This window comes from Saccharothrix algeriensis (assembly GCF_016907655.1).
GTDB lineage: Bacteria > Actinomycetota > Actinomycetes > Mycobacteriales > Pseudonocardiaceae > Actinosynnema > Actinosynnema algeriense.
Genome location: NZ_JAFBCL010000001.1, coordinates 1,662,944 through 1,688,997, shown reverse-complemented (window position 1 = coordinate 1,688,997; position 26,054 = coordinate 1,662,944). Strand labels below are relative to the sequence as shown.

Annotated in this window: 25 protein-coding genes; 5 read left to right on the top strand and 20 right to left on the bottom strand. The window is 75.3% G+C overall.

Going from position 1 to position 26,054, the window contains the following annotated elements; all coding sequences use genetic code 11:
- Positions 1 to 15: 15 nt before the first annotated feature.
- From JOE68_RS07325 to JOE68_RS07300, 6 genes are all read right to left on the bottom strand, one after another.
- Positions 16 to 804, bottom strand: coding sequence for an ESX secretion-associated protein EspG (locus JOE68_RS07325; RefSeq protein ID WP_204841572.1), 789 nt, complete (start codon positions 802 to 804; stop codon positions 16 to 18).
- Complete coding sequence (locus JOE68_RS07320; RefSeq protein ID WP_204841571.1) at positions 801 to 2,138, bottom strand: PPE family protein; 1,338 nt, start codon at positions 2,136 to 2,138, stop codon at positions 801 to 803. The genes JOE68_RS07325 and JOE68_RS07320 overlap by 4 nt, the downstream gene beginning before the upstream one ends.
- Positions 2,139 to 2,148: 10 nt before the next feature.
- Entirely contained in the window at positions 2,149 to 2,718 is a 570-nt protein-coding gene (locus tag JOE68_RS07315; protein ID WP_204841570.1) for a DUF3558 domain-containing protein, read from the bottom strand.
- A 5-nt stretch (positions 2,719 to 2,723) separates the two neighbouring features.
- A complete protein-coding gene (locus JOE68_RS07310; protein ID WP_204841569.1) occupies positions 2,724 to 3,083 on the bottom strand; it encodes a PE domain-containing protein in 360 nt (119 codons plus the stop codon).
- A gap of 319 nt (positions 3,084 to 3,402) precedes the next feature.
- Positions 3,403 to 3,759 (bottom strand): peptidase inhibitor family I36 protein, encoded by a 357-nt coding sequence (locus JOE68_RS07305; protein ID WP_204841568.1) that lies wholly within the window; start codon positions 3,757 to 3,759, stop codon positions 3,403 to 3,405.
- A gap of 82 nt (positions 3,760 to 3,841) precedes the next feature.
- Positions 3,842 to 4,213 (bottom strand): HNH endonuclease, encoded by a 372-nt coding sequence (locus JOE68_RS07300; RefSeq protein WP_204841567.1) that lies wholly within the window; start codon positions 4,211 to 4,213, stop codon positions 3,842 to 3,844.
- A 244-nt stretch (positions 4,214 to 4,457) separates the two neighbouring features.
- Here JOE68_RS07300 and JOE68_RS07295 point away from each other — a divergent pair, with 244 nt between their 5' ends.
- Positions 4,458 to 5,279 carry an arylamine N-acetyltransferase family protein gene (locus JOE68_RS07295; RefSeq protein ID WP_204841566.1) on the top strand — a complete coding sequence of 274 codons (822 nt, stop codon included), beginning with the start codon at positions 4,458 to 4,460 and terminating at the stop codon, positions 5,277 to 5,279.
- A 100-nt stretch (positions 5,280 to 5,379) separates the two neighbouring features.
- Here JOE68_RS07295 and JOE68_RS07290 read toward each other — a convergent pair whose 3' ends face one another.
- The 6 genes from JOE68_RS07290 to JOE68_RS07265 form a co-directional block, all read right to left on the bottom strand.
- Complete coding sequence (locus tag JOE68_RS07290; protein ID WP_204841565.1) at positions 5,380 to 6,117, bottom strand: DUF72 domain-containing protein; 738 nt, start codon at positions 6,115 to 6,117, stop codon at positions 5,380 to 5,382.
- A 78-nt stretch (positions 6,118 to 6,195) separates the two neighbouring features.
- A complete protein-coding gene (locus tag JOE68_RS07285) occupies positions 6,196 to 6,648 on the bottom strand; it encodes a hypothetical protein (RefSeq protein WP_204841564.1) in 453 nt (150 codons plus the stop codon).
- A 144-nt stretch (positions 6,649 to 6,792) separates the two neighbouring features.
- Positions 6,793 to 8,904, bottom strand: a complete 2,112-nt coding sequence (locus JOE68_RS07280; protein WP_204841563.1) for a 3-hydroxyacyl-CoA dehydrogenase NAD-binding domain-containing protein — start codon at positions 8,902 to 8,904, stop codon at positions 6,793 to 6,795.
- Positions 8,901 to 10,136 (bottom strand): thiolase family protein, encoded by a 1,236-nt coding sequence (locus JOE68_RS07275; RefSeq protein ID WP_204841562.1) that lies wholly within the window; start codon positions 10,134 to 10,136, stop codon positions 8,901 to 8,903. The genes JOE68_RS07280 and JOE68_RS07275 overlap by 4 nt, the downstream gene beginning before the upstream one ends.
- 573 nt (positions 10,137 to 10,709) lie before the next feature.
- The gene (locus JOE68_RS07270) at positions 10,710 to 11,969 is read right to left on the bottom strand and encodes a ribonuclease D (protein ID WP_204841561.1); all 1,260 of its coding nucleotides are present in this window, start codon (positions 11,967 to 11,969) and stop codon (positions 10,710 to 10,712) included.
- A 67-nt stretch (positions 11,970 to 12,036) separates the two neighbouring features.
- Positions 12,037 to 12,753 (bottom strand): response regulator, encoded by a 717-nt coding sequence (locus JOE68_RS07265; RefSeq protein ID WP_015099292.1) that lies wholly within the window; start codon positions 12,751 to 12,753, stop codon positions 12,037 to 12,039.
- Between the two features lie 254 nt (positions 12,754 to 13,007).
- Between JOE68_RS07265 and JOE68_RS07260 the strand changes: the two genes are divergently transcribed.
- Positions 13,008 to 14,168 (top strand): dipeptidase, encoded by a 1,161-nt coding sequence (locus tag JOE68_RS07260; protein ID WP_204841560.1) that lies wholly within the window; start codon positions 13,008 to 13,010, stop codon positions 14,166 to 14,168.
- Between the two features lie 40 nt (positions 14,169 to 14,208).
- Here the strand turns inward: JOE68_RS07260 and JOE68_RS07255 are convergent, their stop codons facing one another.
- Positions 14,209 to 14,757, bottom strand: coding sequence for a DUF3000 domain-containing protein (locus JOE68_RS07255; protein ID WP_204841559.1), 549 nt, complete (start codon positions 14,755 to 14,757; stop codon positions 14,209 to 14,211).
- 96 nt (positions 14,758 to 14,853) lie between these two features.
- Here JOE68_RS07255 and hemE point away from each other — a divergent pair, with 96 nt between their 5' ends.
- Genes hemE through hemQ form a run of 3 tightly spaced genes read left to right on the top strand, consistent with a single transcriptional unit; the run spans position 14,854 to position 18,026 of the window.
- Complete coding sequence (hemE, locus tag JOE68_RS07250; RefSeq protein WP_204841558.1) at positions 14,854 to 15,894, top strand: uroporphyrinogen decarboxylase; 1,041 nt, start codon at positions 14,854 to 14,856, stop codon at positions 15,892 to 15,894.
- Complete coding sequence (gene hemG, locus JOE68_RS07245) at positions 15,891 to 17,321, top strand: protoporphyrinogen oxidase (protein WP_204841557.1); 1,431 nt, start codon at positions 15,891 to 15,893, stop codon at positions 17,319 to 17,321. The genes hemE and hemG overlap by 4 nt, the downstream gene beginning before the upstream one ends.
- Before the next feature lie 12 nt (positions 17,322 to 17,333).
- Positions 17,334 to 18,026: a hydrogen peroxide-dependent heme synthase gene (gene hemQ, locus JOE68_RS07240; protein ID WP_204841556.1), complete on the top strand. Its 693-nt coding sequence runs from the start codon at positions 17,334 to 17,336 to the stop codon at positions 18,024 to 18,026.
- Positions 18,027 to 18,078: 52 nt separating this feature from the next.
- Here hemQ and JOE68_RS07235 read toward each other — a convergent pair whose 3' ends face one another.
- From JOE68_RS07235 to msrB, 7 genes are all read right to left on the bottom strand, one after another.
- A complete protein-coding gene (locus tag JOE68_RS07235; RefSeq protein WP_204841555.1) occupies positions 18,079 to 21,306 on the bottom strand; it encodes a S8 family serine peptidase in 3,228 nt (1,075 codons plus the stop codon).
- A 326-nt stretch (positions 21,307 to 21,632) separates the two neighbouring features.
- Entirely contained in the window at positions 21,633 to 21,983 is a 351-nt protein-coding gene (locus tag JOE68_RS07230; protein ID WP_204841554.1) for an SCO6045 C-terminal-like domain-containing protein, read from the bottom strand.
- Positions 21,980 to 22,774: an MbnB/TglH/ChrH family RiPP precursor modification enzyme gene (locus JOE68_RS07225; RefSeq protein ID WP_204845971.1), complete on the bottom strand. Its 795-nt coding sequence runs from the start codon at positions 22,772 to 22,774 to the stop codon at positions 21,980 to 21,982. The genes JOE68_RS07230 and JOE68_RS07225 overlap by 4 nt, the downstream gene beginning before the upstream one ends.
- A 50-nt stretch (positions 22,775 to 22,824) precedes the next feature.
- A complete protein-coding gene (locus tag JOE68_RS07220) occupies positions 22,825 to 23,592 on the bottom strand; it encodes a TIGR04222 domain-containing membrane protein (RefSeq protein WP_204841553.1) in 768 nt (255 codons plus the stop codon).
- On the bottom strand, positions 23,543 to 24,454 hold the full coding sequence (locus JOE68_RS07215) for a TIGR04222 domain-containing membrane protein (RefSeq protein WP_204841552.1): 912 nt from the start codon (positions 24,452 to 24,454) through the stop codon (positions 23,543 to 23,545). Before JOE68_RS07215 ends, JOE68_RS07220 begins: the two co-directional genes overlap by 50 nt.
- A 33-nt stretch (positions 24,455 to 24,487) precedes the next feature.
- The gene (locus JOE68_RS07210; protein WP_204841551.1) at positions 24,488 to 25,381 is read right to left on the bottom strand and encodes a TIGR04222 domain-containing membrane protein; all 894 of its coding nucleotides are present in this window, start codon (positions 25,379 to 25,381) and stop codon (positions 24,488 to 24,490) included.
- Positions 25,382 to 25,614: 233 nt separating this feature from the next.
- Complete coding sequence (gene msrB / locus JOE68_RS07205; RefSeq protein WP_204841550.1) at positions 25,615 to 26,052, bottom strand: peptide-methionine (R)-S-oxide reductase MsrB; 438 nt, start codon at positions 26,050 to 26,052, stop codon at positions 25,615 to 25,617.
- Between the last annotated feature and the right edge of the window lie 2 nt (positions 26,053 to 26,054).

The window sequence follows — 26,054 nt, the reverse complement described above, 5'->3', positions numbered from 1 at the left end:
TCGGCGGTGGTCGACTCAGCCGGTGGCCGCCAGCAGTTCCGACACCGCGTGGACGAGGCGCCCGTGGTCGGCCGGGCTCAGGGTCGACCACTCGCGGCCGTCGCCGGAGGGGCGGCGGGTGAACTGCCACCGGCCTTCCGCCGTGTCGTAGAACGACACGGCGTACGCGCCGCGTCGCCGCGATCCCGGCACGCCGTTGCGCGCCGGGCGGACCGCCGTGCCGAACTGGCCCATCCGCACGACGCCGCCCAGCACCGAGGCGACCTTCTGCGCGTCCGGCCGCGGCAGGCCGGTGTCCCGCAACGCCACCTCCAGCCGGGAGGCCGACTCGCCCGCCGCCGCGGCGGCCCTCTCCAGGTCCGCGGCGGGCAGGCTGATCGACCGCGAGCGGGGCGCCTGGTGCGGTGGCAGCAGGGACACCACGGCGTCGGCCAGCATCGTCTCGTGGATCGGTTCCAGGACGAGGTTTTCCGCCGTCAGCACGGCCAGCACGGCCAGCACGGCCCGTCCGCGCCGCGCCGCCGCCACCGCCCTCGTCCGGGGGCCGTCGGTCGGGCGCAACCGGGCGTCGACCTCCCGGTCGGGGCGGGCCAGCAGTTCCAGCCACCCCGCCAGGCGGGCGTCCAGCGCGCCGCGCTCGACCAGGCCGCGGGCGGCCAGCGCGCGCCAGGCGCCGTCGAACAGCGCCCGGCGTTCGTCCAGGGTCGCGCCGTGCGAGGGGATCGACAGGATCGTGGGGTACTCGCCCAGTTTCAGGTGGTCCCAGCACAGGTCGAACTCCAGCCGGGACAGAGCGGATCTCACCTGTCGTCTTCTCCGATCACCGGCGGCGCGACGCGCGGGGAGTCGTCCTCGCCCCAGACGTCGGACAGCTCTTCCAGGTACGGGGCGGTCCTGTGCTCGAGGTCGTCCTCGCCCCGGCCGCGCTGCGGAGCGCCCATCACGCCGCCGCCCATCGGCGTCGCGCCCGCCGCGCCCCGGACCGGGTTGGCCGCGGCGCCGGGGCGGTTGGCCGGTCCGTCCTGGGCGACGCCCGACGAGCCGCCGGGGCCGGGTGGTTGGCCGGTCGGGCCCTGGGCGCCGGGCGGTCCGCCGCCGAACCTCGGGGCGCCACCGGTCGGCGAGCCACCCGCGGCCGAACCGCCGCCGGTGGGCGGTCCGCCGGAACCCCTGGGCGGTCGCGTGTTCCGGGTGTCGTCGATCGGTCGGGGCGGCGGGCCGGGGCGGGCGGTCGCCCGGTCCCGGTGGTTCGGCGGGCCCGGCTTGAGCAACGGCGGCGGGTACGGGCCGGTGATCGGCGGGGGCGCCTGGGTGGGCGGCGGGAGCGGTGCGGGGTTGGGCCGCGGTGCGACGTCCACGGGCGGCCGGGCGTCGGAGAGGTCCGTGTCGCCCCTGCCCGTGTCACCCCTGCCCGTGTCCCTCCCGTCCGGGACGCCCCCGTCCGGCGGGAGCACCGGGGGCGGCGCGACCGGCGGCTGGGCGGTCTGGTGCTGCTGGAGCGACCTCGTGCCGACGGACCGGTGGTCGGACAGCTGCGGCGTGTACTGCTCGTGGGCCTGGGGCTGCTCGAACTTCGGCTCCACGACCTGCGTGACCACCTGCGGTGGCGGGACGAACGTGCCGAGCGCGCCGACCGCGGAGGACGCGCCGTCGCGGTAGCCGTTCATCACGCGGACCGCTTCGCGCTTGGCCTCGTTCGCCTGCTGCTCCTGGACGTCCTGGTCGGTCTGCCCGCCGACGAGGTGCGTGAAGCCGGCAGGGATGCCGAAGTAGTCGTCGTTGGCCGTGGAGGTCACCTGCACCGGCTCGGGCATGGTCGTCCTGGCCCCGATGTAGTGGGAGGCTTGCGCCGAGAAGGCGTCGTGCGTCTCCACCCCGGCCGTGCGGGCGTCCTCGGCCCACTGCACCAGTGGCGCGGAACCGCTGCCGAACCGCTCGCCCGCCGCGCCGATCCAGACGGCCCCGGCGTCCTTGATCGCGGACTCCAGTTCGGCCTTGGCGTTGCCCATGACCGCGCGGAAGCTGTTCCACGCGTCGTCCACGGGCTGGGCGGCGGCGTAGCCGGGACCGCCGTGGATGCGGTCGTAGAGCTGCCGGTGCGACTGGGCGTCGAAGTTGTGGTTGCCGATCTCCGTCACTGGATGCCCCTCACTTCAGCAGGTTCTGCATCGCGGCCTCGGCCAATCGGCGGGCTCCGTCGCAGGGCTCGGGGAACTTGTCCCGATAACTGGGTGTGACGTCGAACCCGGCTGTCAGGTATTGGCCTTCGGAGGTGTCGACCATGACATCGCACCGGAGTTCATCGGTCGGCAGCGTGACGCTTATCGCCGGGAACCCGAGAACGGGTTCTATCACCGCGGATCGGCCCTCGCGCTTGCCGGCGGTCCAGACCTCGATGCCCTCCTTCGTCACCGGGACCAGGCTGTTGCCCGCGCCGGTCACGGTCCAGCTGCACCCGGTGGCCTGGTACAGGTCGCTTTCGCGCGGTTTGCCGGGCCGGTCGATCCTCAGCGCCGGCAGCTGGTCGGAGCTCAGCAGTTGGCACGCGTCCTTGCCGTCGAGCTTGATCTCCCGCGGACGCTGCGGCGACGTCGGGGTGGAGGTCGACTCCGGCGCCGGCGGGGTGCTCCCCGGCGTCGGGGAGCCGGTGGTGCCGGGCGCGCAAGCTGTCAGCACGAGGCCGAGAGCCGCGACCGAGGTCGGCAGGAGGCGTCGCATGACCGTCAGATACCCCTGTTCTGCTGCAGGTCGGTCGTGTTGCGGTCCTCGACCGAGCGGTATGTCTTCGCGGCTTGGTCGAGCTGGTCGATGTTGAGGTTCAGCTCGTCCAGGAACCGCACGGTGACGTCCAGGGCCATCCCGGCGTTCCGGCGGAACGCGTCCGCCGCGTCCTTCGACACGTCGTCGTCGGCGAGTGCTCTTCCCCGCAGGTCCTCCCGGCTTCCGTGGAGGAAGTCCTGGACCATGTCCCGCACAGCCTCGTACCGGGCTTTGAGGGCGAGGATCTGCCCGGGCTCCACCTGCATGGCCACCGGAGCGACGGTGCCGGCGCCGCCACCGCTGCCGTCCGCCAGGAAAGGCATCGGATTCCCTTCTCGCACCGCTGTCACGTTCAGCTGATCAGACATTGCCGTACGTAGTGGACTCGCGACATGCGCATGCCGCGTGTTGGAGACACGCGATAGTCGGCCTGCTTGCCAGTGCAGTATCCCGAGGGAAGGCACGGGTGGGCGCACAACGATCAGTTCCTGGTGCGAGTTCACCCTGATGACGTAGCTATGGATGCGAGCCCGGTTCATTTCACCCGTGCGCTGAGGCAGGGGACGTGTGGGCGACCGCGAACAGGCGGATGGCGGGGGTCCGCTGTGTGAGGTCGCGGCCCGGGGGCGAGGGCGCCCCGGCTCAAGGCCCCCAGACCTGGATCGCCCGCACGACGAACGGCGCGTCGGGGACGTAGGTGCCCTTGCCCGGGTAGGTGGTGAACTCCGCCTCGGTCGAGCAGGTGGCGCCCTGGAACACCGACGTGTCGCGCGTCAGGTTGTTCACGAACGACCGGGCCACCAGGTCGTCCGCGAACGGGATGCACTCGCCCGGGTTGGCGGTTTCCAGGTCGAGGCGTTGCACCGCGCCCTGGTAGTCCGTGCCCGACCACGCGCAGAACTCGCCCCGGTCGCAGACCGGGGTCGCCGTCGCGCTGCCGGCGGGCGCGAGGGTGGCCGCCGCGGCGGTCAGCGCGGTCAGCAGGGCTCGCTTCGACATGGGCCCACCTCCACCCGGACAGGGTCGTGGTGGGCGGTCCGGTTCGGGTGGGTGGGGAGGCGGGTTTCACCTGAAGGTGTGGTCAGCGGCGCAGGCGGCGCAGTTGGGCCTCGACGTACGGGCGGGCGCGGCGCTGGCCGCCGCGGTGGGCGATGGCCTCGCGCAGGCCGACCAGCAGGTCCGTCACCCGGCCGCGGTCCGGGGACCAGCCGCGGCGCTCGCACTCGGCCAGCCAGTCCGCCGGGCCGCGGTGGCCGCGCTCGCGGTTGCAGCGGCGGCACGCGGCGACCTCGTTCTCCAGCCACGACGGCCCGCCCTTCACCTTGGGCACGAGGTGGTCGCTGGTCGGCGTGACCTGCCCGGTGAACGCCCGGCGGCACCAGGCGCAGCGGTCGCCGTCGCGCAGCAGCACCAGCGCCAGGCGCGCCGCCCGGTCCGGCGAGGCGCTACGCATCGCGCGGGCGGTCGGCCGGGGACCGGTCGGCGCCGCCCGGGGCCCGCCGCCGGCGCGGGGACGGCTGCCGGTGGCCGCCCTCCGCCGAGCAGACCAAGCGAGACGGGCACCCTGCCTCGTGCTTCCGATGTAGCCCTTTCGGGCAGGAAAAGTGCCTCTGCGGGTGGTACGACCTGCCCGACGTGCCGATACGGGTCACATTCCCATTGACCTCCAGGGCGGTGGACCGTGCAAGTTTGTCCTCATGGATTCACAGATCGTTGACAAGTACCTGGACCGGATCGGCGCCTCCCGCGACAGCACGCTGCACGAGTTGCACGCGCGGCACGTGTCCGCGGTGCCCTACGAGAACCTGAGCATCCACCTCGGCGAGACCATCACGCTCACCGAGGACGTGCTCGTCGACAAGATCGTCCGCCGCCGGCGGGGCGGGTTCTGCTACGAGCTCAACGGGGCGTTCGCGGCGCTGCTGACCGCGCTCGGGCACGACGTCCAGATGCTGTCGGCCAAGGTGTTCATGGACGGGGTGCTCGGGCCGCCGTTCGACCACATGGCGCTGCGGGTCGGCGACCTGCTGGTCGACGTCGGCTTCGGGCGGTTCTCGTTCCGGCCGCTCGACCTGCTCAGCCGGGAGGACCAGCACGACCCCGCCGGGGTGTTCCGGCTGGTCGACACCCCCGAGGGCGACATCGACGTGCAGTTCGACGGCGAGGCGCAGTACCGGCTGGAGCTGCGCCCGCGCCGGTTGGAGGAGTTCCGCGCCACCTGCTGGTACCAGCAGACCTGGCCGGACTCGATCTTCCGGCGCGGCGCGACGTGCTCGCTGCCCACGCCGGACGGGCGGGTGACGGTCGCGGGCAGCAGGCTGATCGTCACCAAGGACGGCGTCCGGCGGGAGGAGGAGCTGGACGACGCGGGGATCATCGAGGCGCACGCCCGGTACTTCGGCGTCGAGCTGGACCGCGTGCCCCGCCTGCGACCGGCCAACGGCACCGGCAACGGCAACGGCAACGGGCACCCGACCCGCGACCGCGTGCCCGCCTGCGACCGCGGACCCCGCTTGTAACCGACCCCGCTTGTAACCGACTCCGCTGGTGACCACGGCTCCACCTGTGCCCGGGCACTCCGCCGGCCCGGGCACCCGGACCCCCGGCCGCCGCCGCGCCTCAGGCCAGGCGCGCGGCGAGGGCGCGGGCGTCGTGCGGGGCGGCCCCGTGCATCGTGTTGTCGAAGTAGACGTACACGTCGCGCTCCCGCGACCACGCCCGGACCTTCGCCGCCCAGCGGTCCAGCGCCTCGTCGGAGTACCCGCTGACGTACAGCTCCTCGTCGCCGTGCAGCCGCACGTAGGCGAAGTCGGCGGTCAGCACCTCGGGCTGGGGGAAGCGGCCCGCGGACTCCGCCACCACCAGCGCCACGCCGCGCGCGGTCAGCAGCTCGACCAGCTCGGGCACCAGGTAGCCGGCGTGCCGGACCTCCAGGGCGTGCCGCACGGGCGGGCCGGGCAGGTGGTCGAGGAACGCCGCCAGCCGCTCGGGGCGGTAGGGCAGGGTCGGCGGCAGCTGCCACAGGACGGGGCCGAGCTTGTGGCCCAGGTCGAGCACGCCGGAGGCGAAGAACTCCGCCACCGCGCCCCCGACGTCCCGCAGCCGCCGCAGGTGGGTGATCTCCTTGTGCCCCTTGACGGCGAACAGGAAGTCGTCCGGCGTCCTGGCGTGCCACGAGTGGTAGTCCGAGGGCTTGCGCAGGCCGTAGAAGGAGCCGTTGACCTCGACGGTGTTCATCGTGCGCGACAGGAACTCCAGCTCCAGCCGCTGTTGGAGGCCCCGCGGGTAGAAGTCGCCGCGCCACTGCGGGTAGCGCCACCCCGAGGTGCCGATCCTGATCTCACCCATGGTAGTCACCTGTGCCCCGGCCGCCGGACGCCGAAACGTCGCGCCGGCCGCGTCCGCCCATCGTGGTCGACCGCCGGGACCTGCCCACTAGAACCCGGCCCCGTCCAGCGCCCCCGGCACCACCCGGTCGACGCTCGCCTGCCGCGGGTCGCGCGCCAGGGCGGCGGCGCAGGGGCACCGGGCGAGGTCCTCGCCGCACAGGTACACGCCCAGCACGCGCAGGCTGCGGGCGGTGTGCCGCAGCCGCGCGGCGCCGCGCAGCGGGACCTGCTCGTACACGGCCTTGGCCAGCTGGTGGGGCGCGCCGGGGCCCAGGTCCACGCAGGGCTGGCTGTCCAGCTGCTCGGCCACCTGCGCCAGGGGGCGGCAGCCGCCGGCCTTGGCCGAGCGGACCAGCCGCTGGTCCAGCCGGGCGACCAGGCGGCGGGCCACCTCGTCGCGCCAGGAGCGGTCGGCGCGCAGGTGCTCGACCAGCTCCTGCACGTGCACGGGGTCCGGCCGGGGCAGCCGGGCGCGCGCCCGGCGGCGGTGCGGGGTCATCCCCACAAGATCGTCCACACCGCGCGGGGGTGAGCGATCCTCACCCGGCTGCCCGAGCAGGAGCACACGCCCGCAGCAACACCCCGGTGACGCAGCGCGCCCGGCTCCCCGCGGGGAGCCGGGCGCGGCGGCGGGCCGGGCGGGTCAGGCGGGCAGCGAGGCCACGCCGGGAGCCAGGAACCGCTTGCCGGTCACCTTCTCGGAGACGCCCGAGCGGTCCAGGTACGGGGTGATGCCGCCCAGCCAGAACGGCCAGCCCGCGCCCAGGATCATGCACAGGTCGATGTCCTGCGCCTCGGCGACCACGCCCTCGTCCAGCATCAGGCGGATCTCCTCGGCCAGCGCCTCCAGGGCGCGCGCCCTGACCTCCTCGCCGGTCAGCGGCTGGTCGCCGAACCGCCACAGCCGCTGGACCTCCGGGTCCACGGTCTGCCGGCCCGACGAGTCCCACTGCCACACGGCGTTCTTGCCCGCCGCCACGAACGCCTTCATGTTCTCCGAGACGCCGAAGCGGTCGGGGAACGCGCCGTGCATGGTCTCCGCCACGTGCAGGGCCACCGGCGCGCCGACGAGCTGCAGCAGCACCAGCGGCGACATGGGCAGGCCCAGCGACTCGGTCGCCCTGTCCGCCACCTCGAAGGGGGTGCCCTCGTCGATGGACTTCACGACCTCGCCCATGAACCGGGTCAGCAGCCGGTTCACCACGAACGCCGGGGCGTCCTTGACCAGCACCGCGGACTTCTTGAGCTGCTTGCCCACCGCGAACGCCGTCGCCAGGGTCGCGTCGTCGGTCCGCTCGGCGCGCACGACCTCCAGCAGCGGCATCACCGCGACCGGGTTGAAGAAGTGGAAGCCCACGACCCGCTCGGGGTGCCGCAGGCCCGCCGCCATGTCCGTGACCGACAGCGACGAGGTGTTGGTCGCCAGCACCGCCTCCGGCGAGACGAACCGCTCGACCTCGGCGAACACCCCGCGCTTGACGTCGAGGTCCTCGAACACGGCCTCGATGACGAAGTCCGCGTCGGCGAACGCCGCCTTGTCCAGCGACCCGGTGACCAGCGCCTTGAGCCGGTTCGCCTGGTCGGGCGACACCCGGCGCTTGCCCAGCAGCTTGTCGACCTCGCCGTGCACGTAGCCGACGCCCTTGTCCAGCCGCGCCTGGTCGACGTCGGTGAGCACCACCGGCACCTCCAGCCGCCGCGCGAACAGCAGCGCCATCTGCGACGCCATCAGCCCCGCGCCGACGACGCCGACCTTGGTGACCTTGCGCGCCAGCGACCGGTCCGGCGCGCCGGCCGGCCGCTTGGCCCGCTTCTGCACGAGGTTGAACGAGTACAGCCCGGCCCGCAGCTCGTCGCTCATCACGACGTCGGCCAGCGCCTCGGTCTCGGCGGCGTACCCGGCGTCCAGGTCGCCGGAGCGCGCCAGCTCCAGCAGCTCCAGCGCCTTGAGCGCGCCGGGGGAGGCGCCCTTGGTCCGGCCCTCCACGATGGCGCGGGCCCGGGCCACCGCGGCGTCCCAGGCCGGGCCGCGGTCGATCTCCCGGCGGGCCGGCACGACCTCGCCGCGCACCACCGAGGCCAGCCACAGCAGCGACTGCTCCAGGTAGTCGGCCGAGTCGAGCAGCACGTCGGCGATGCCCAGCTCCAGCGCCTGCGCCGGCTTGAGCATCCGGTTCTGGTTCAGCGCGTTCTCGAAGATCACGGTGACCGCGGCGTCCGGGCCGATCAGGTTGGGCAGCAGCTGCGTGCCGCCCCAGCCCGGGAACAGGCCGAGGAACACCTCGGGCAGCGCGATGGCCGCCGCGTTCGACGCCAGCGTCCGGTAGTGGCAGGACAGCGCCAGCTCCAGGCCGCCGCCCATGACCGCGCCGTTGACGAAGGCGAAGGTCGGGACCGGCGAGTCGGTGAACCGGCGGAACACCTCGTGCCCGAGCCGGCCGATGACCAGGGCCTGCTCGCGGGCCGACGCGCCCTCCACCGCGGTCAGGTCGGCGCCCACGGCGAACACGAACGGCTTGCCGGTCACGGCGATCGCGACCGGGGACGCCGCCGCGGCCTCGTCGAACGCCGCGGCCAGGCTCACCAGCGACTGCGGGCCGAAGGTGGAGGGGCGGGTGTGGTCGTGGCCGTTGTCCAGCGTGATCAGCGCCACCCGGCCGGGCAGGCCGGGCACGGAGACCAGCCGGGTGCGCGCGGTGGTGACGACCTCGTCGGGGAACAGCTCCTCGGCCTGCTCGGCGGTCAGCCCGCTCACTTGCCCTCCCCGTTCCGCTGCGTTCCGTCCCACTTCGGGTTCTCCCAGATCACGGTGCCGCCCATGCCGATGCCGATGCACATGGTGGTGATGCCGTAGCGCACGTCCGGGCGCTCGGCGAACTGGCGCGACAGCTGCGTCATCAGCCGCACGCCGGACGAGGCCAGCGGGTGGCCGGTCGCGATCGCGCCGCCCCACCGGTTGACCCGCGGGTCGTCGTCGGCGATGCCGAAGTGGTCGAGGAAGGCGAGCACCTGCACGGCGAACGCCTCGTTGATCTCGAACAGGCCGATGTCGTCGACGGTCAGGCCGGCGCGCTTGAGCGCCTTCTCCGTCGCGGGCACCGGGCCGATGCCCATGACCTCGGGCTCGACGCCCAGGAACGAGTAGCCGACCAGCCGCATCCCCACCGGCAGGCCCAGCTCGGCGGCGGTCTCCTCGTCGGCCAGGATGCAGCCGGTCGCGCCGTCGTTGAGGCCGGCGGCGTTGCCCGCGGTGACCCGGCCGTGCGGGCGGAACGGCGTCTTGAGCTTCGCCAGGTCCTCGACGGTGGTGCCGGGGCGCGGCGGCTCGTCGGCGGTGGCCAGGCCCCAGCCGTGCTCGGCGGAGCGGGTCGCGACCGGCACCAGCTCGGGGCCGATCCGGCCCTCGCGCACCGCGGCGGCGTACTTGGCCTGCGAGGCGGCGGCGTAGGCGTCGGCGCGCTCCTTGGTGATGGCCGGGAACCGGTCGTGCAGGTTCTCCGCCGTCGAGCCCATGACCAGCGCCGAGGGGTCGACGATCCGGTCGGACAGGAAGCGCGGGTTGGGGTCGACGCCCTCGCCCATCGGGTGGTGGCCCATGTGCTCGACGCCACCGGCGATCACCACGTCGTAGGCGCCGAACGCGATGCCGCTGGCGGCCGTGGTCACGGCGGTCATCGCGCCCGCGCACATACGGTCGACGGCGTAGCCGGGCACCGACTTCGGCAGGCCCGCCAGCAGCGCGGCGGTGCGGCCGATGGTCAGCCCCTGGTCGCCGGTCTGCGTGGTGGCCGCGATGGCGACCTCGTCCACGCGCTCGGGCGGCAGCTCGGGGTGGCGCCGCAGCAGCTCGCGGATCACCTTGACCACCAGGTCGTCGGCACGGGTCTCCGCGAAGATCCCCTTGGGGCCGGCCTTGCCGAACGGCGTGCGCACGCCGTCCACGAAGACCACGTTCCGAACGCGTGCCGGCGCTGCTGGTGCGGCCACGGCGTCTCCTCCACTTGTGGTGACGAACCTGTTCCTGCGGTGGGTCCGGGATCGGGCGGACGCTGCTCCTACCGATCGGTAACACAACTCTAGCCCCTGTTACTGACCGGTAACCACCGTGGCGGCCCTGTCGGCTCCGTCACAGGGCGCCCCGGTCGCCGGGAGCGCGGCGAACCCGGGCGGGCACAGCATGACGGGCACAGCATGACGGGCGGAGCAGGCGACGGCCGCACCGGCGGCGGGTTCCGCGGGGCGGGCGCGCCGGGGCGCGCCACCACGGCCGGCGCGGCGACGCCCCGCCCGCCTGCGCGGCGGGCGACTTCGGGCCGCCGCGACCGGTCCGACTCGGGCCGCCGACACCCAGGAGCCGACACCCGGGAGTGGGCGCCTGGGAGCCGACACCTGGGAGCGGGCGCCTGGGAGCCGGCGCGGCCCGCGCGCACCCCGTCGAGCCCCGCGCGGGCCGAAGCGCGCGCAGGGCTCGCGGAGGACGCGCGCAGGTCTCGCGCGGGGCTCGCGAAGGGCGGAGCCGGGTCCCGGGGTCCGAGCGGTGCGCGGGTCCGTGCGGCGGCCTCAGGCCGCCCCGGAGCCCGGCGGCTGCGCCCCGAGCGCGCCGGAGAGCGCCTCGGCGGTCAGCCCGACCTGCCAGTTCCGCGCGCCGCCCGCGCGCAGCACCGCCGCCACGCCCTCCGGCGAGGTGTCCGCCGGGGGTTGCCAGCAGGTGCGCCGCACCAGGTCCGGCAGCAGCAGGTTCTCCACCGGCAGCGTGTTGGCCTCGGCCACGGCGGTCAGGGCGACCCGGGCGGCGGCCAGTCGCGCGGCGGCGGCCGGGTCCTTGTCCGCCCAGCGGTTGGCCGGCGGCGGCCCGTCGTGCTGCTGCGCGGCGTCGGGCAGCTCGGCGCGGGGGAGTGCGGCGGCGCGGTGCAGGGCGCCCAGCCAGACGGCGACCAGCCGCCGCTGGGCCCGACCCCGGAACACCGGCAGCGCCAGCAGGCTCGCCTCGTCGGGCGGGTTGCGCACCGCGGCCTCGACCAGCGCGCTGTCCGGCAGGACGCGGCCGGGCGCGATGTCGCGCTCCCGGGCCAGCGCGTCGCGGGTCTCCCACAGCGAGCGCACGGCGGCCAGTTGGCGGGGGCTGCGGATGCGGTGGATGCCCGAGGTCCGCCGCCACGGCTCGGACCTCGGCCTGGGCAGCGGGGCGGTCCTGGCGGCCTCGAACTCCTCCAGCGCCCACGCCAGCTTGCCCTGGCGTTCGAGCTCCCGCTCGAGCACGTCGCGCAGCTCGACCAGCAGCTCCACGTCCAGCGCCGCGTAGTTGAGCCAGTCCGGGGGAAGGGGCCGGCGCGACCAGTCGGCCGCGCCGTGCCCCTTCTCCAGCCGATAGCCGAGCAACCGCTCCACGAGCGTGCCCAGCGCCACCCGTTCGAACCCGGCCAGCCTGCCCGCCAGCTCGGTGTCGAACAGCGCGCTCGGACGCAGGCCCAGCTCGGCGAGGCACGGCAGGTCCTGGGACGCCGCGTGCAACACCCACTCGGTCCCGTCCAGCGCCGCGACCAGCGGGTCGAGCCGACCGCCGAGGGCGATCGGGTCGACCAGCACGGTCCCGGCGCCCGCCCGGCGCAGTTGCACCAGGTAAGCGCGTTGCGAGTAGCGGTATCCCGAGGCTCGCTCGGTGTCCACCGCGACCGGACCGGTCGCCCCGGCGAGCGCGTCAGCGGCTCGCCGGAGCGCCTGGGCGTCGGCCACCACGGGCGGGACCCCATCAGCGGGTTCCGTCAGCGGCACCGGATCAGCCCCGGTTGGTTCGGTCGGCTCGTCGGAGGGTACGTCCACGGCGGAAGACCCTACGACGAACGCACCACCCGCGGGTGTGTTCGGCCCGTTCAGTGTGGCGACCCGGTCAGCGGATCACGCCGGCACGCATGGCCAGCGCGACCATCTGAGCCCGGTCCCCGGTGCCCAGCTTGCGCCCGATCCGCGACAGGTGGGACTTCACCGTGAGCGCGGACAGGCTGAGCGCTTCGCCGATCTCCTTGTTGCTCTGGCCATCGGCGACCAGCTGGAGGACCTCGACCTCACGCGCGGACAGCTCCCGCGGCGTGTTGTCGGTGCCCGGGACCCGGGTGCCCGCAGCGAGCACGGGCGCGACGCTCGGGTCTGCGTAGACGCCGCCGTCGAGGACCCTGCGCACCCCGTCGGTGACCACCATCGGCGAGGCGGACTTCAGGAGGTACGCCTGGGCGCCCGCCTGGAAGGCCGACCTGACCGCGTAGGGGTCGTCGGAGGACGCGAGGACCACGATGCGGGGCCAGCCCTGGGCACGGAGTTCCGTGACCAGGTCGATGCCGGTGCCGTCCGGCAGACCCAGATCGAGGATCGCGAGGTCGCACGGTCCGGTTGCGAGTGCCCGCGCCCGAGCCTCCGCGACCGAAGCCGCCTCATGCACTGTCCCGGCTCCCATCTGGGTGAGCCGAGCCGATATCGCCTCCCTCAGCAGTGGGTGGTCGTCGACCACCAGCACTGAAAAAAGCTCCTCCCGCGGGTGCGGGACCATGTTCGCCGGCAACGAGCCGGCTGGCGTGGTACGAACGGCCTGACCTAAGCCGACGGCAGCCACGTCACTACCTCCCTGGAGTCGGTCGTGCCCCCCGACCGGCACCGGGACTTTCGTCCAATCAGCCGCGCCACTGATCGACCGAAAGTGGTGTCGTCTGGGGCAGCGTAGCCGCCCAAGCGGGTCTACGGGACGATCAATCGGGTATCTATCCCGAATGAGTTGTGACTGATCGCCCCCGCTGTCACACGATCGGCTGACAACTCGTCAGAGCGCGTAACGCGAGTTCCTCTCACGACGACACAGAGGAGTTGCCGGTGGCGAGCACCGCAGCGCGAGGCCGGGCCGAGGAACTGCTGTCCCGGGTGCCCCTCGTCGACGGGCACAACGACCTCCCGTGGGCCCTGCGCGCGGCTTGGGAGGAGGGGCATATCGGTGAAAAGTCAACGCCCCCCGGCGCGTCTTCAGCTGTCCGACAGGTGGACCTGAGGGCCCTGCAGCCCCGTTTCCAGACCGACTTCCTGCGGTCCCGCCGGGGCCGGCTGGGGATGCAGTTCTGGTCGGTGTGGGTCCCGTGCCGCCTCGCGGGCGACGCGGCCGTCACCGCCGTGCTGGAGCAGGTGGAGCTGGTCCGGGAGCTGTGCGCGGCCTACCCGGACGTGCTGGGCTTCGCGACCACCGCCGACGAGGCCGAGCGGGTGTTCGCCGAGGGGCGGATCGCGTCGCTGCTGGGCGCCGAGGGCGGGCACAGCATCAACTCCTCGCTGGGCGTCCTGCGGGCGCTGCGGCGCGCGGGCGTGCGGTACATGACGCTCACCCACAACGAGAACACCCCGTGGGCGGACTCGGCCACCGACACCCCCGAGCACGGCGGCCTGACCCCGTTCGGCGTCGAGGTCGTCCGGGAGATGAACCGCGTCGGGATGCTCGTCGACCTCTCCCACGTGGCCGAGACGACGATGAACGCGGCGCTGGACGCCTCGACCCGGCCGGTGGTGTTCAGCCACTCCTCCTGCCGCGCGGTGGCCGACCACCCGCGCAACGTGCCCGACGCCGTGCTGGAGCGGCTGGCGGCCAACGGCGGGGTGTGCATGGTGACCTTCGTGCCCGCGTTCGTCTCGCGGGCCTACGCGGAGTGGGACGCGCGGCTGCGGGAGGCCATGGCCGCGGCCGGGGCGCGGCACAACGACCTGGAGGCCCGGGAGGCGTTCCTGGCCTCGTGGGACGGCCCGCGGCCGCCCGCGGTGGGGCTGGCCGACGTGGTCGCGCACGTCGAGCACGCGCGCGAGGTCGCCGGGATCGACCACATCGGGCTCGGCGGCGACTACGACGGGGTGCGGGAGCAGCCCGAGGGGCTGGCCGACGTGTCCGGGTACCCGGGGCTGATCGGCGCGCTGCTGGAGCGCGGGTGGAGCGAGGACGAGTGCGCCAAGCTCGCCGGGGCGAACGCGCTGCGGGTGCTGCGCGACAACGAGTGAGGCGCGCCCGCGGGCGGCGGGAGGGGCGGTCGGGGAGGCGTCAGCGCAGGGTCGTCACGCCCACCGGCGGCAGCCCCACCGCCGTGGCCATCACGTCGTAGAAGGCCGCGCCGTGGGCGGCCAGCTCGGCGTCCCGCGCCGTCCAGGAGGCCCGCAGCTCCAGGTCGTCGGTGCGGGCCGGCCCCGCTATGTCGCCGAACCGGGCCGACGAGGTCTGCGTCACCGTGCCGCCCAGGGCCAGGAAGCCCGCCTCGGCCGTCTCCAGCGCCTCCACCAGCCAGGACCAGCCCACCTCGGGCAGCAGCGGGTCGGCGGCCAGCTCCGGGTCCAGCTCCACCCGCACGTAGGCCACCAGGCGGAAGACGCCGGACCACGCCTCGACGCCCTCCGGGTCGTGCAGCAGGACCAGGCGGCCGGTCGACAGCTCGTCGCCCGGTCCCGTCGCCTCCGCCGTCAGGGCGAAGGCCCAGGGGGCCAGGCGCTGAGGCGGGCGCACCTCGGTCAGCTCCAGCTCGGGTCGGGTTCGCACCGACTTGAGCGTCGCCACCGCCCGCCGGAACAGTTCGGGCTCCGCCGCCAGTCCGGTCACACCACGGACTGTATGCCCCCCGACGCCGTCAGGTGAGCGCGGCGCGCCGGGACCTGGCGGCGCGCGGTTCGCGGGCCGTGGGAGCATGGGTGCGAGATGAGCGACAACACCACCGCACCACTGCTGGTCGCCGCGCGCGGCGGCGTCCCCTCGCGCACGCCGGTCTGGTTCATGCGGCAGGCCGGGCGCTCGCTGCCCGAGTACCGCGAGCTGCGCAAGGGCACGGCGATGCTCGACGCGTGCCTGGACCCGGAGATGGTCTGCGAGATCACCCTCCAGCCGGTCCGCCGGCACGACGTCGACGGCGCGATCCTGTTCTCCGACATCGTGGTGCCGCTCAAGGCCGCCGGTGTCGACCTGGACATCGTGCCCGGCACCGGCCCCGTGGTCGCCAAGCCGATCGTCACCCGCGGCGACGTCGACGCGCTGCCGCTCCTGGAGGAGCACCAGGTGCAGCCGGTGGTCGACGCCATCGGGCTGCTCAACGCCGAGCTGGGCGACGTGCCGCTGATCGGGTTCGCCGGCGCGCCCTTCACGCTGGCCTCCTACCTGGTCGAGGGCGGCCCCAGCAAGCACCACGAGCGGACCAAGGCGCTCATGCACGCCGACCCCGAGCTGTGGCACGCGCTGCTGGACCGGATCGCCGACATCACCGCCGAGTTCCTGCGCGTGCAGGTGGCCGCCGGGGTCAAGGCCGTGCAGCTGTTCGACTCGTGGGCGGGCGCGCTGTCCGAGCGGGACTACCGCGAGTTCGTGCTGCCGCACTCGGCGCGCGTGCTGGCGACGGTCGACTCGGTGCCGCGCATCCACTTCGGCGTGGGCACCGGCGAGCTGCTGCCGGCCATGCGCGAGGCGGGCGCGGACGTGGTCGGGGTCGACTGGCGCACCCCGCTCGACGTCGCGGTCCGCCGGCTGCGGGAGGCCGCGCCGGAGCTGCCGCCGCCGGTGGTGCAGGGCAACCTGGACCCGGCGCTGCTGTTCGCCGGCGAGACCGCGCTGCGGCGCGAGGTCGACCGGATCGTGGCCGAGGGCCGCGCCGCCGCCGGGCACATCTTCAACCTGGGGCACGGAGTGCTGCCGGACACCGATCCGGACATGATCACCAAGGCGGTCGAGTGGGTGCACCGGGCCCGGTGAGCGGGCACCACGTCGCGGTGGTCGGCGGCGGGATCTCCGGCCTGGCCGCCGCGCACCGGCTGCGCCGCCTGCTCGGGCCGACCGCCCGCATCACGCTGCTGGAGCAGTCGGACCGGCTGGGCGGCAAGCTGCGCACCGCCGAGGTCGGCGGCGTGGCCTACGACGTCGGCGCCGAGGCTTTCCTGCACCGGCGGCCGGAGGCGGCCGAGCTGGTCGCCGAGCTGGGCCTCGGGCCGGCCGTGGCGCACCCGACGGCGGTGTCGGCGAGCATCCGCGCCGGCGGCGAGGTGCGGTCGGTCCCGGCGCACACGCTGCTGGGCGTGCCCGCCTCGGTGGAGGCCGTCCGGCACGTGCTCAGCGCCGAGGGGCTGCGCCGGGTCGCCGCCGAGCCGGGCCTGCCGCCGATCGAGCTGGCCGGCGCGGACGTCGCCGTCGGCGCCCTGCTGCGCGAGCGGTTCGGGCCCGAGGTCGCCGACCGGCTGGTCGGGCCGCTGCTGGGCGGGGTGTACGCGGGCCGGGCGGACTCGCTGGGGCTGCGGGCGACGATGCCGCGGCTGGCCGGCGCGCTGGACTCCGGGATCGGCTCGCTGCTGGCCGCGGCGGCCACGACGATGCCCGCGCCGCCCCAGCCGCGCGGTCCCCGGCCGCCGGTGTTCGGCACGCTGACCGGCGGGCTGTCGGCGCTGGTCGACCGGCTGGTGGCGGTCGCCGCGCCGGAGGTCCGGCTGGGCCTGCCGGTGCGCGGGCTGCTGCGCCGCGCGCGCGGCTGGCGGCTGGAGATCGGGTCCGCCGCCGACCCCGCGCACCTGGACGTCGACGGGGTCGTGCTGGCGGTGCCCGCGCCGGCGGCGCGCCGGCTGCTGGCCGACGTGGCGCCCGCCGCGGCGAAGGAGTACGCCAAGGTCGAGCTGGCGTCGATGGCCGTGGTGGCGCTGGCGCTGCCGCCGGGCACGCGGCTGCCGGAGCGCTCGGGCGTGCTGCTGGCCGAGGGCGAGCGGCACGCCGGCGGCACGCCGTTCACCGCCAAAGCCTTCACCTTCTCCAGCCGCAAGTGGGCGCACCTGGACCGCGGCCCGGTGCTGGTGCGGGGCAGCGTCGGGCGGTTCGGCGAGGTGGCGGTGCTGCAGCGGGACGACGCGGAGCTGGTCGCGGCGGTCCGCGCCGACCTGGCCGAGCTGACCGGGATCACCGCCGCGCCGGTCGACGTCGCGGTGACCCGCTGGGGCGGCGGCCTGCCGCAGTACGGCGTGGGGCACCTGGACGTCGTGCGCGGCATCGAGCAGGCCGTCGCCGACGTGCCGGGGCTGGCCGTCGCGGGCGCGACGCTGCACGGCGTCGGCATCCCCGCGTGCATCGCCACCGGGGACGCGGCGGCGGCCGGCGTCGCGGCGCACGTGCTCGGCCGCGTCCGCCCCGCGGCCGGGTGAGAGGATGGGGACATGGCCCGCCTGAACTACAACGAGCTCAACGACACCATCCGCTACACCATGTGGTCGGTCTTCCGGGTCGAGCCCGGTCGCCTGCCCGACGACCGCGGTCCCGCCGCCGCCGAGGCCCAGGAGTACCTGGACGGCCTGGCGGCCAAGGGCACCGTGGTGCGCGGCGTGTACGACGTGGCGGGCCTGCGCGCCGACGCCGACTTCATGATCTGGTGGCACTCCGAGGAGATCGAGCAGGTCCAGGCCGCCTACACCGGGTTCCGGCGCACCGCCCTGGGCCGCGCGTCCGCCCCGGTGTGGAGCCAGGTCGCGCTGCACCGCCCGGCGGAGTTCAACCGCAGCCACATCCCGGCGTTCCTGGCCGGCGAGGACCCGCGCAAGTACGTCTGCGTGTACCCGTTCGTGCGGTCCTACGAGTGGTACCTGCTGCCCGACGAGGACCGGCGCCGGATGCTCGCCGACCACGGCAAGGAGGCCCGCGACTACCCGGACGTGCGGGCGAACACCGTGGCGTCGTTCGCGCTGGGCGACTACGAGTGGATCCTGGCGTTCGAGGCCGACGAGCTGCACCGCATCGTGGACCTGATGCGGCACCTGCGCGGCACCGAGGCCCGGCTGCACGTGCGCGAGGAGGTCCCGTTCTACACCGGCACCCGCGTCGCGCCGGCCGAGCTGGTCACCAACCTGCCCTGACCCCGGCCCGCGCGGAGGGGCGCCCGCGACCGCGCGGACGCCCCCCGCCGGCTCACCCCCGGATCTTGTACGCCCGGACCACGGTGTGCTCGAAGGTGTTGCCCCGGCTGTCGGAGCCGGTGACCCGCAGCGAGGCAAACCCGCCGGCGGCGTTGCGCACCAGGGCGGTGCGGCCGGCCACCGGGACCTTCGACCACGTCCTGCCGTCGTCGAAGGACGCCTCGACCCGCAGCTCGCGCACCTCGCCGTCCGGCGCGCCCCGCTGCCGCTGCACGTCCAGGGGCACCCGCAGCACCCGGCCCGCCGGTGCGCTGCCCGCGGCGTCCAGCTCCGGCGCGAACCGCACGACGGTCAGCGCCACCGGCGCGGGCTCGGCGCCGGGGACGGTGTCCGAGCGGAAGGTCCACCTGGCCGCGACCCGCGTGCTGAACTCCGACGAGCCGGCCAGCCGGACCGCCTCGGTGGCGACCGCGAAGTCCCCCGGGCCCGCCGGGACCTCGAACCGGCCGCTCCCGGCGTAGGGGGTCTCGCCGACCTGCACGCCGTCGCGGTGCAGCGTGGTGCGGGCGGTCTCGGTGCCGGAGTCGCCGCGGTTGCCGTCCGCGTCGCCCCACAGCGGCACGTAGAAGCCGATCTCGTCACCCAGCCTGGTCACGTACGGCTGCTCCTGCCGCGGCAGGGAGGGGCCGAGCACCGGCCGGCCGAAGCGCTGCAGGTGCTCCCGTCCCGCGCGGTAGGTGCGGTCGGGGGAGCGCAGCATGCCCTCCGGCCTGCCCTCGGCGTCGAACACCAGGACCACCCAGCTCCACGCCAGGCCCTCGGCCAGGACGCGGTCGACCGCGTCGCCGTCCGGGCCGACGGGGGTCAGCAGGGTGGAGCTGCCGCCGCCGTCGGGCGGTATCGGCAGGCCGCCGTAGCGGTAGGTCCGCCCGGCCGCGCGGGGACCGATCGAGGTGCGCACCTCGGCCAGCTCGTCCCGGCCGGGCGCGCGGGTGAAACCGGTGGGCACCTCGCGGTGCCCGACCCAGGCCACCCGGTAGTTCACCGGGGTCCGGCCGATCGGCGCGCCGGTGGCGTGGGCGTGCACCAGCGTGCTCAGCTCCCCGGCGGGCAGCGCCGGGCCCAGGTGCGCGGTCGCCACCCGGTCGCCGAACCCGCCGAGGAACACGTTGCCCGCGCTGATCCGCCGGTCGCCGCGGGTCAGGCTCAGCGTGATGTCGCCGGAGGTCTCCACCGCGTCCGGGTCGGGGAAGGTGACCCGCACCGGTTTCGCGGCCCGAGCGTCGGCGTCCACGACGGTCGCGGCGTCGACCCTCAGCAGCGGCTGCGGCAGCAGGGCGGTCCGGCCGTCGCCGCCGTCCACGCTGTTGAGCACCAGGTAGTCCCCCTTGGGCAGCCGCTGCGTCGCGGCGCCGCCGGTGATGCGGGGGAAGGCGATCACGTCGTTGCTCAGGCCGATCACCAGCGTGGACGCCCGCTGCGCCGGCCGGCCGCCGAAGTCGGTGTACTTGAACGAGGTGTCGTAGCTCTCCACCTCGCGGCCGATGCTGACGGGCGTGCGCAGCCCGTTCGAGGCCACGACGGCGCCCGGGTACACGCCGTCGAGCGTGCCCGCCCTGGTGTCGCCGGTGACGGTGACCTCGGCCGTGCCGCCCGCCGGGACGGTGATCCGGCTCGGCGCCACGGTGAGCAGGCCGGCCGGCGCGGGCCTGCCGTCCGGGCCCTGCGCCTGCGCCGACAGCTCCAGCGCCTGCGCCTGCGCGCCCGTGTTGCGGTAGGTGAGCTTCCCGGTCACCGGCAGGTCGTCGTCGTGCGGCCACGCCTGGGTGCCCAGCGCGACGCTCACCGGGTCGGTGGTCAGGGTGGTGGTGACGGCCCTGGCCAGGTCCACCCGCCCCGCGCCCTGGTCCAGCGCGGTCAGGTCGGGGTTGGGGCGGGCCGAGGCGACCAGCGCCGCCTTGAGCTGCGCGCCGGTCCAGTCCGGGTGCTGCTGGGCGAGCAGCGCCGCCGCGCCGGCCACGTGCGGGGTGGCCATGGAGGTGCCCGACAGCGCCACGTGCGTCGGGTCCACCGGCTCGCCGATGGTGCCCTTGCTCGCCTTCGCCGCGGCGATGCCCACGCCCGGCGCGGTCACGTCAGGCTTGACGCCGCCGTCCCCGGCGCGCGGGCCGCGGCTGGAGAACGGCGCGATCCGGTCGTCCCGCTCGACCGCGCCGACGCTCAGCGCGGCGTCGGCGGTGCTGGGCGAGTTGACCGTGCCGGGGCGGCCGGAGTTGCCCGCCGCGACGACGAACAGCACGCCGGTCTCGGCGGAGAGCCGGTCGACCGCCGCCTCCAGCGGGTCGACCTCGGGCTGGTCGCTGCCGCCGAGGCTGAGGTTGACGATGTCGGCGCCCTGGTCGGCGGCCCACTGCATCCCGGCCAGGATCCAGGACTCGGCGCAGCCGCCCTGCACGCACACCTTGCCGTCCAGGATCCGCGCGCCCGGCGCGACGCCCCGGTAGCGGGGGTGCCCGCTCGCGATGGTCGCGGCCACGTGCGTGCCGTGGCCGTCGAGGTCGGAGGCGTCGGGGTCCTCGGTGAAGTTCCGCTCCGCGACCTCCCGGCCCGCGAGGTCGGGGTGCTCGCCGTCCACGCCGCCGTCGAGCACGGCGACCTCGACGCCCTCGCCGGTGTAGCCGGCCGACCACGCGGCGGGCGCGCCGATCTGCGCGGTGCTGCGGTCCAGGCTGGTCCGGCGCACGCCGTCGAGCCAGACCTTCGCCACGCCCGGGTCGGCGACCAGGGTGTCGAACACCCCGGACGCCCCGGTCTTGGGCACCCGCGCGGCGACCGCGTCGACCGCGGGCAGGTCCCGGGTGGCCAGGGCGCCGGCCGCGGCGCGCGCGCCGGTCCCGGTGACGATCAGCGGCACGCTGTCCCGGCGGGCGTCGTCGTAGCCGGCCTCGACCAGGCCGGTCACGTCGAACAGCCGCAGGTCGAGCCTGCCCTCCGCGAGCGGGCGCACCGCGTCGCGCGGGACGACGTGCAGCCGGCCGTCCCGCCGGAAGGTCTGGAAGGCGCCGCGGTCGCGGCCCGGCGCCCCGGTCACCGAGCCGAGGCGGTCGCCGTCGAGGTGGACGCGGTCGCCGGTGATCAGCGTGACCGTCCTCGGCGGGCCGGCGGTGGTGCGGTCGTCGGGTGACCGGGGCTCGGCGGTGGCGCCGCCGGCCACCGAGACGACCAGCCCGACGGCTGACGCGGCCGCTACCCACGCGCCGCGTCGTCCGGGTGTCAGCACAGGTTCCTCCCCAATTCCGGTGGTGCGCGCTGTGGATCGCGCAGGCGGAAGGCAGGTCGGGACTCGCGGCGGCAGCGGTTAACCGGAAGTGACGAAGCCCCCCGATGGCTTCGACGCTATCCACCCCTCCGAGTGAGGGCAGCATCTCATTGAGGGTTGTTTACCGCCCGTTCGAGTCACGACGGAGTAACGCTGCGTTTGTCGTTGGTACGGAAGGCGGACGGTGTTCCGGGGCTCCTCCCGCGGTCGGCGGCCCGTGCGCGCGCCCCCCGGGCCGAGCGCGTCGGTCGCCTCACGCGCCCGGTCGCCTCACGCGCCCGGCCGCCTCACGCGCCCGGCCGCCGCCGCCACCAGCGGGGCTTGCGCGGCGGCGGCAGCTCGCCCCGCGCCACGGCCCACTCGGCGAACGCGGCGGCGTCCTCCCGGGCCCGGCTGCCCGCCCGGCGCGGGTGCGCGCGGGCGTAGCCGTCGAACAGCGGGCGGAACCGCTCGCCCAGCGCGTCCGCCACCTCCGGCCGCAGGGCCGCCACGATGCCGCGCCGCTTGTTCAGCAGCGCCCGCGCCTCCACCCGCAGCCGGTCCGGGTCGAAGCCCGCCGGCGGCTCGCCGTCGCCCAGCAGCGCGCGCAGCAGCTCCGCCTGCGCCGCCGCGAGCCGGTCGCGCTGCGGCCGCGTCACGCCAGCACCGCCCGGATCGCGGCCAGCTCGCCGGCCAGCTCGGCGTCGGCCGGGTAGTCGTCGTCGCGCTCCAGCAGCACGCCCGGCGGGTCGACCCGCTCCCTGAGCCGGGCCAGGACGTCGAGCACCTCCGGCGGCACCGCGTGGGCGTGCGTGTCGTGGTAGAGGCCCTGGTGCTCGACACCGCCCGCCACGTGCACGTAGGCCAGGCGCTCCAAGGGGATCTCGTCGAGGAACCGGCCGACGTCGGTGCCCAGGTTGCGGGCGTTGGCGTACAGGTTCGCCACGTCCACCAGCAGCAGGCAGCCGGTCCGCTCGACCAGCTCCGCCAGGAAGCGCCCCTCGGTCAGCTCGCCGCCCGGCCACTCCAGCAGCGCGGCCACGTTCTCCAGCGCCAGCGGCACCGGCAGGTCCGCCTGCGCCACCCGCACGTTGGCCACCAGCACGTCCAGCGCCTCCCGGGTGCGGGGCACCGGCATCAGGTGCCCCGAGTCCAGCCCGCCGGCGCGCACGAAGCACACGTGGTCGCTGACCAGCGGCGCGCCCAGGGCCTGCGCCAGCGCCCCGAGGTGGGCCACCCGCTCGCGGTCCACCGGCTCCGCGCCGCCCAGCGACAGCGACACGGCGTGCGGCAGCACCGGCACGCCCCGCTCCCTGAGCAGCAGCACCGACTCCGGCAGGTGGTCGACGTGCAGGTTCTCCGCCACCACCTCGACGAAGTCCACGTCGAGCCGCTCCACCGTCAGGTCGATCTCCGGCCGCCAGCCGATGCCCACACCGAGCCCGTCCACCGCCCAGCCACCCCTCTCCACCACCGGTTCACCGACCACCGCGGCGCCCGTCAGTCGCCGCCGCCACCGCCGCCGCACCCGCCACCACCGTCACCGCCGCCGCCGTCACCGCCGCACGAGGAGCCGGAACAGCTGCCGCAGGACGAGCCACCGCCGCCCTGGGACCGGCGCCTGAGCGTCGCCGCGGCGGCGGGGGCCATGCCCAGCACCTGCCACACCCGCAGGCGGCCCACCTTGCCCAGCAGGCCGTGGTGGGCGACCAGCGCCACCCGGTCCGCGGTGGTGGCGACCGCCCCGAGCCGCTTCACCGCCGCGCGCCCCGCCCCGGTCAGCGGCCGTCCCGCGCGGCTGATCACCACGACCAGCAGCAGGCCCGCCAGGAACGCGCCCGCGGCGTGCTCGAAGCGCAGGCGGTCGCCCACGGTGAACAGCACGCCGAACACGGTCGCGAACACCGCCAGTGACGCCCAGCGCAGCAGCCGGCGGCGGCGCAGGGGCCGCGCGAACCCGCGCTCGACCAGGTCCTGCCGCATCGCCCCGGCCTCCGGGCTGTCCGCCGCCGCCACCACGAGGTCGCCCAGCGACCGGGGCGCGGCGCGCAGCACGAAGGACTGCAGCGGCGACCACGCCCGCCCGACCGCGCGCACGGCGCTCACCTTGCCCTCGCGGGAGATGCGCACCGCGCCCGCCTCGACCAGCGAGACGATCGCCACCTCGGCGGCCCGCCCCGGCCCGGCCACCAGGAACCCGTGCTCCTCGGGCCGCGGGTCAGCCGCCGAACCCGCCGAAGTCGGCGTCCGCGAAGTCGCCACCGTCATCCCCCTCCAACCACTGCGAAGCCAGCCACCCGCCGGCGAGCCACCCGCCGGCGACCAGCCACCCGTTGCGCCTGCTCCATCGTCGCGGTTCCACGGCCGCCACCCGCCGCCGACGTCGCGGGGCTGCCCCTTCGGACCGCTCGGGGTGGCCGATCGGTTCCATCGCGACGCCGTCGAACACCGCCGTCTGCGCCCGCGCCGGGCCCGGTCGCGGCTGCGGCCGGGCCGCGTCGCGGACCAGCCCGTAGCGGGCCGTCACCTCGGCCGGGTCGACCGGGGCCAGCCCCGCGGTCGCCGCGGCGTGGGCCCGCGCGCCGCGCCGGGTGAGCACCGGCGGCGGACCCAGCAGCAGCAGCACCGCGCACAGCCCCGCGGCCGACAGGGCGGTGGCCGCCACCCAGCCGCCCGGAGCGGTCGGCGCGGCGACGACCGCGAGGGCCGCCACCGGCAGCACGGCCAGCACCGCCCGCCGCAGCCGCCGTCGCGGGGCCACCAGCAGACCGCTCGCGACCAGGTCCCGGCCCAGCCGCCGCGCGGGCGGGCTCGTCGCGGCGGCGGCCAGCAGCCCGTCGAGGTCGCGCGGCTCGCCCAGCCGGGCCAGCAGGAACGCCTGGAGGTCGGTCGACGGCGCCGTCCCGGTTCCGGGCACCGCGGCGGCGGTCGCGCCGGACACCCTGGCCCGGTTCTCCGCCACCAGCGCCGCGACCGCGACCTCCGCCGCCCGCACCGGCCCGCCGCCGAGGTAGCCGACCTCCTCGAAGGTCAGCGCTCGCCCCGGGTCCGCGCCGGTGACCCGCTTGAGCACCAGGCCCAGCAGGACCGCGAGCACGAGCGCCGGTCCGTACCACCACAGGAACGCCATGCCGGTCAGCGTAGGAGCGCGCCGCCCGCCGGCCTAGGAACCGCCGCCACCGCCACAACCCCCGCCACCGCCGCCGCACGACGACCCGCTGCCGCACCCGCCGCTGCCGCTGCCGCACGACGACCCGACCGCCCCGGCCGCGAAGAACGACGAGCCGCCGTCCGAGCCCGTCCCGCGCCGCCCGGTCCGGGGGCCGCTCGCCGCCGCCCGCAGCGGGACGTCCGGGTGCGCGCGGAAACCGTCGAGGGCGACCACCCCGGCGGCGCCCACCGGGCCGGCGGACGCAGCGGAGCGGGCGCGGGCGATCGCGTCGACGCCCCGCGAGGTGCGCGTCAACGGGTTCGCCTTGCGCAGCAGGGCGATCAGCACCCCGGTGAGGACCAGTTGCAGCGTCAGCAGGCCGACGGGCGCGCCGATCGCCAGCCCGTTCACCCAGCGCGCCAGCCCGGCGGCGGCCACCAGCGCCATCGGCGCCACGCCCCCGAGCAGCCGCCGCCGCGCGGTCCGCGGCGGGACCAGGTAGCCCCGCTCGACCAGCCGGTCGCCGACCGCGCGCACCGCGTGGTGCTCGGCGACGGCGGTGATCAGCAGCGTCAGCGTCCGGTTGCGGTAGCGGGTCGCGTCGGCCAGCACGGCGCGGTCGACCGGGTCGTGCGCCACCGGTGCGCCGACCACCCGCACCGCGCCGTGCCGCGAGGAGCGCAGCGCGCCGGCGTCGATCAGCGACGCGACGGAGGTCTCGACCGCCCGGCGCGGCCCACCGGTCAGGAAAGCCAGTTCGCAGCGGTCGAGCACGCCCGCGGGGTCGCCTCCCCGCGCCCCCCGCAGGCGCACCCGGACAACGATCGCGACGACCAGTGACGCGGCCAGCGCGATCCAGTACAGCTCAAGGAACTCCGGGCCCGACAAACCCCACGGTCGCTCCACGGTCCACCCCCTGCGGGCCGGCGGCGGACGGGGTCCACCGCTGTCGAGAGGCAATCGTGTGCGTCGGGCCACACCCCGGCAAGAGGACTTCAGCAACCCTTAGGGTTGCGCCTCCCCCGCGTCAGGACGACGAAGCGCCGTCCACGCCGCCGGAGCCCTCGCCGTCAGTGCCCTTGAAGATGCGCATGGTTCCTCCTCTGGTGGGTACCACTCGACATTCGGAGTAGCGCCCCTCAGTCTGCTTGACCGGCGGGGTCCTCGACCAGACGCAAGCTGATGCTGTTGATGCAATACCGCTGATCGGTCGGGGTGTCGTAGCCCTCACCCTCGAAAACGTGCCCGAGGTGGCTGTGGCATGTGGCGCAGAGCACTTCCGTGCGCACCATGCCGTAGGCCCGGTCCTCCCGCAGGATCACCGAATCGGCGGCCAGCGGGGAGAAGAACGACGGCCACCCGCAGTGCGAGTCGAACTTGGTGTCACTGCGGAACAGCTCGGCGCCGCAGGCGCGGCAGGAGTAGACCCCGGTCGTCCCGGTCTCGGTGTACTCGCCGGTCCACGCCGGCTCGGTGCCCGCCTCGCGCAGCACCGAGTACTCCTTGGGGGTCAGGATCTCCCGCCACTCCAGCTCGGAGTGGACCACCTTCGGGGTGGCGCCGACGACAGGTTCCATAC

What these genes read in the sequence shown, in the direction of transcription:
- JOE68_RS07315 (WP_204841570.1), bottom strand. Translation starts at nt 2,718, where the DNA reads ATGCGACGCCTCCTGCCGACCTCGGTCGCGGCTCTCGGCCTCGTGCTG.
- JOE68_RS07310 (WP_204841569.1), bottom strand. Translation starts at nt 3,083, where the DNA reads ATGCCTTTCCTGGCGGACGGCAGCGGTGGCGGCGCCGGCACCGTCGCT.
- JOE68_RS07305 (WP_204841568.1), bottom strand. Translation starts at nt 3,759, where the DNA reads ATGTCGAAGCGAGCCCTGCTGACCGCGCTGACCGCCGCGGCGGCCACC.
- JOE68_RS07300 (WP_204841567.1), bottom strand. Translation starts at nt 4,213, where the DNA reads ATGCGTAGCGCCTCGCCGGACCGGGCGGCGCGCCTGGCGCTGGTGCTG.
- JOE68_RS07295 (WP_204841566.1), top strand. Translation starts at nt 4,458, where the DNA reads ATGGATTCACAGATCGTTGACAAGTACCTGGACCGGATCGGCGCCTCC.
- JOE68_RS07285 (WP_204841564.1), bottom strand. Translation starts at nt 6,648, where the DNA reads ATGACCCCGCACCGCCGCCGGGCGCGCGCCCGGCTGCCCCGGCCGGAC.
- hemE (WP_204841558.1), top strand. Translation starts at nt 14,854, where the DNA reads ATGAGCGACAACACCACCGCACCACTGCTGGTCGCCGCGCGCGGCGGC.
- hemQ (WP_204841556.1), top strand. Translation starts at nt 17,334, where the DNA reads ATGGCCCGCCTGAACTACAACGAGCTCAACGACACCATCCGCTACACC.
- JOE68_RS07220 (WP_204841553.1), bottom strand. Translation starts at nt 23,592, where the DNA reads ATGACGGTGGCGACTTCGCGGACGCCGACTTCGGCGGGTTCGGCGGCT.
- JOE68_RS07215 (WP_204841552.1), bottom strand. Translation starts at nt 24,454, where the DNA reads ATGGCGTTCCTGTGGTGGTACGGACCGGCGCTCGTGCTCGCGGTCCTG.
- msrB (WP_204841550.1), bottom strand. Translation starts at nt 26,052, where the DNA reads ATGGAACCTGTCGTCGGCGCCACCCCGAAGGTGGTCCACTCCGAGCTG.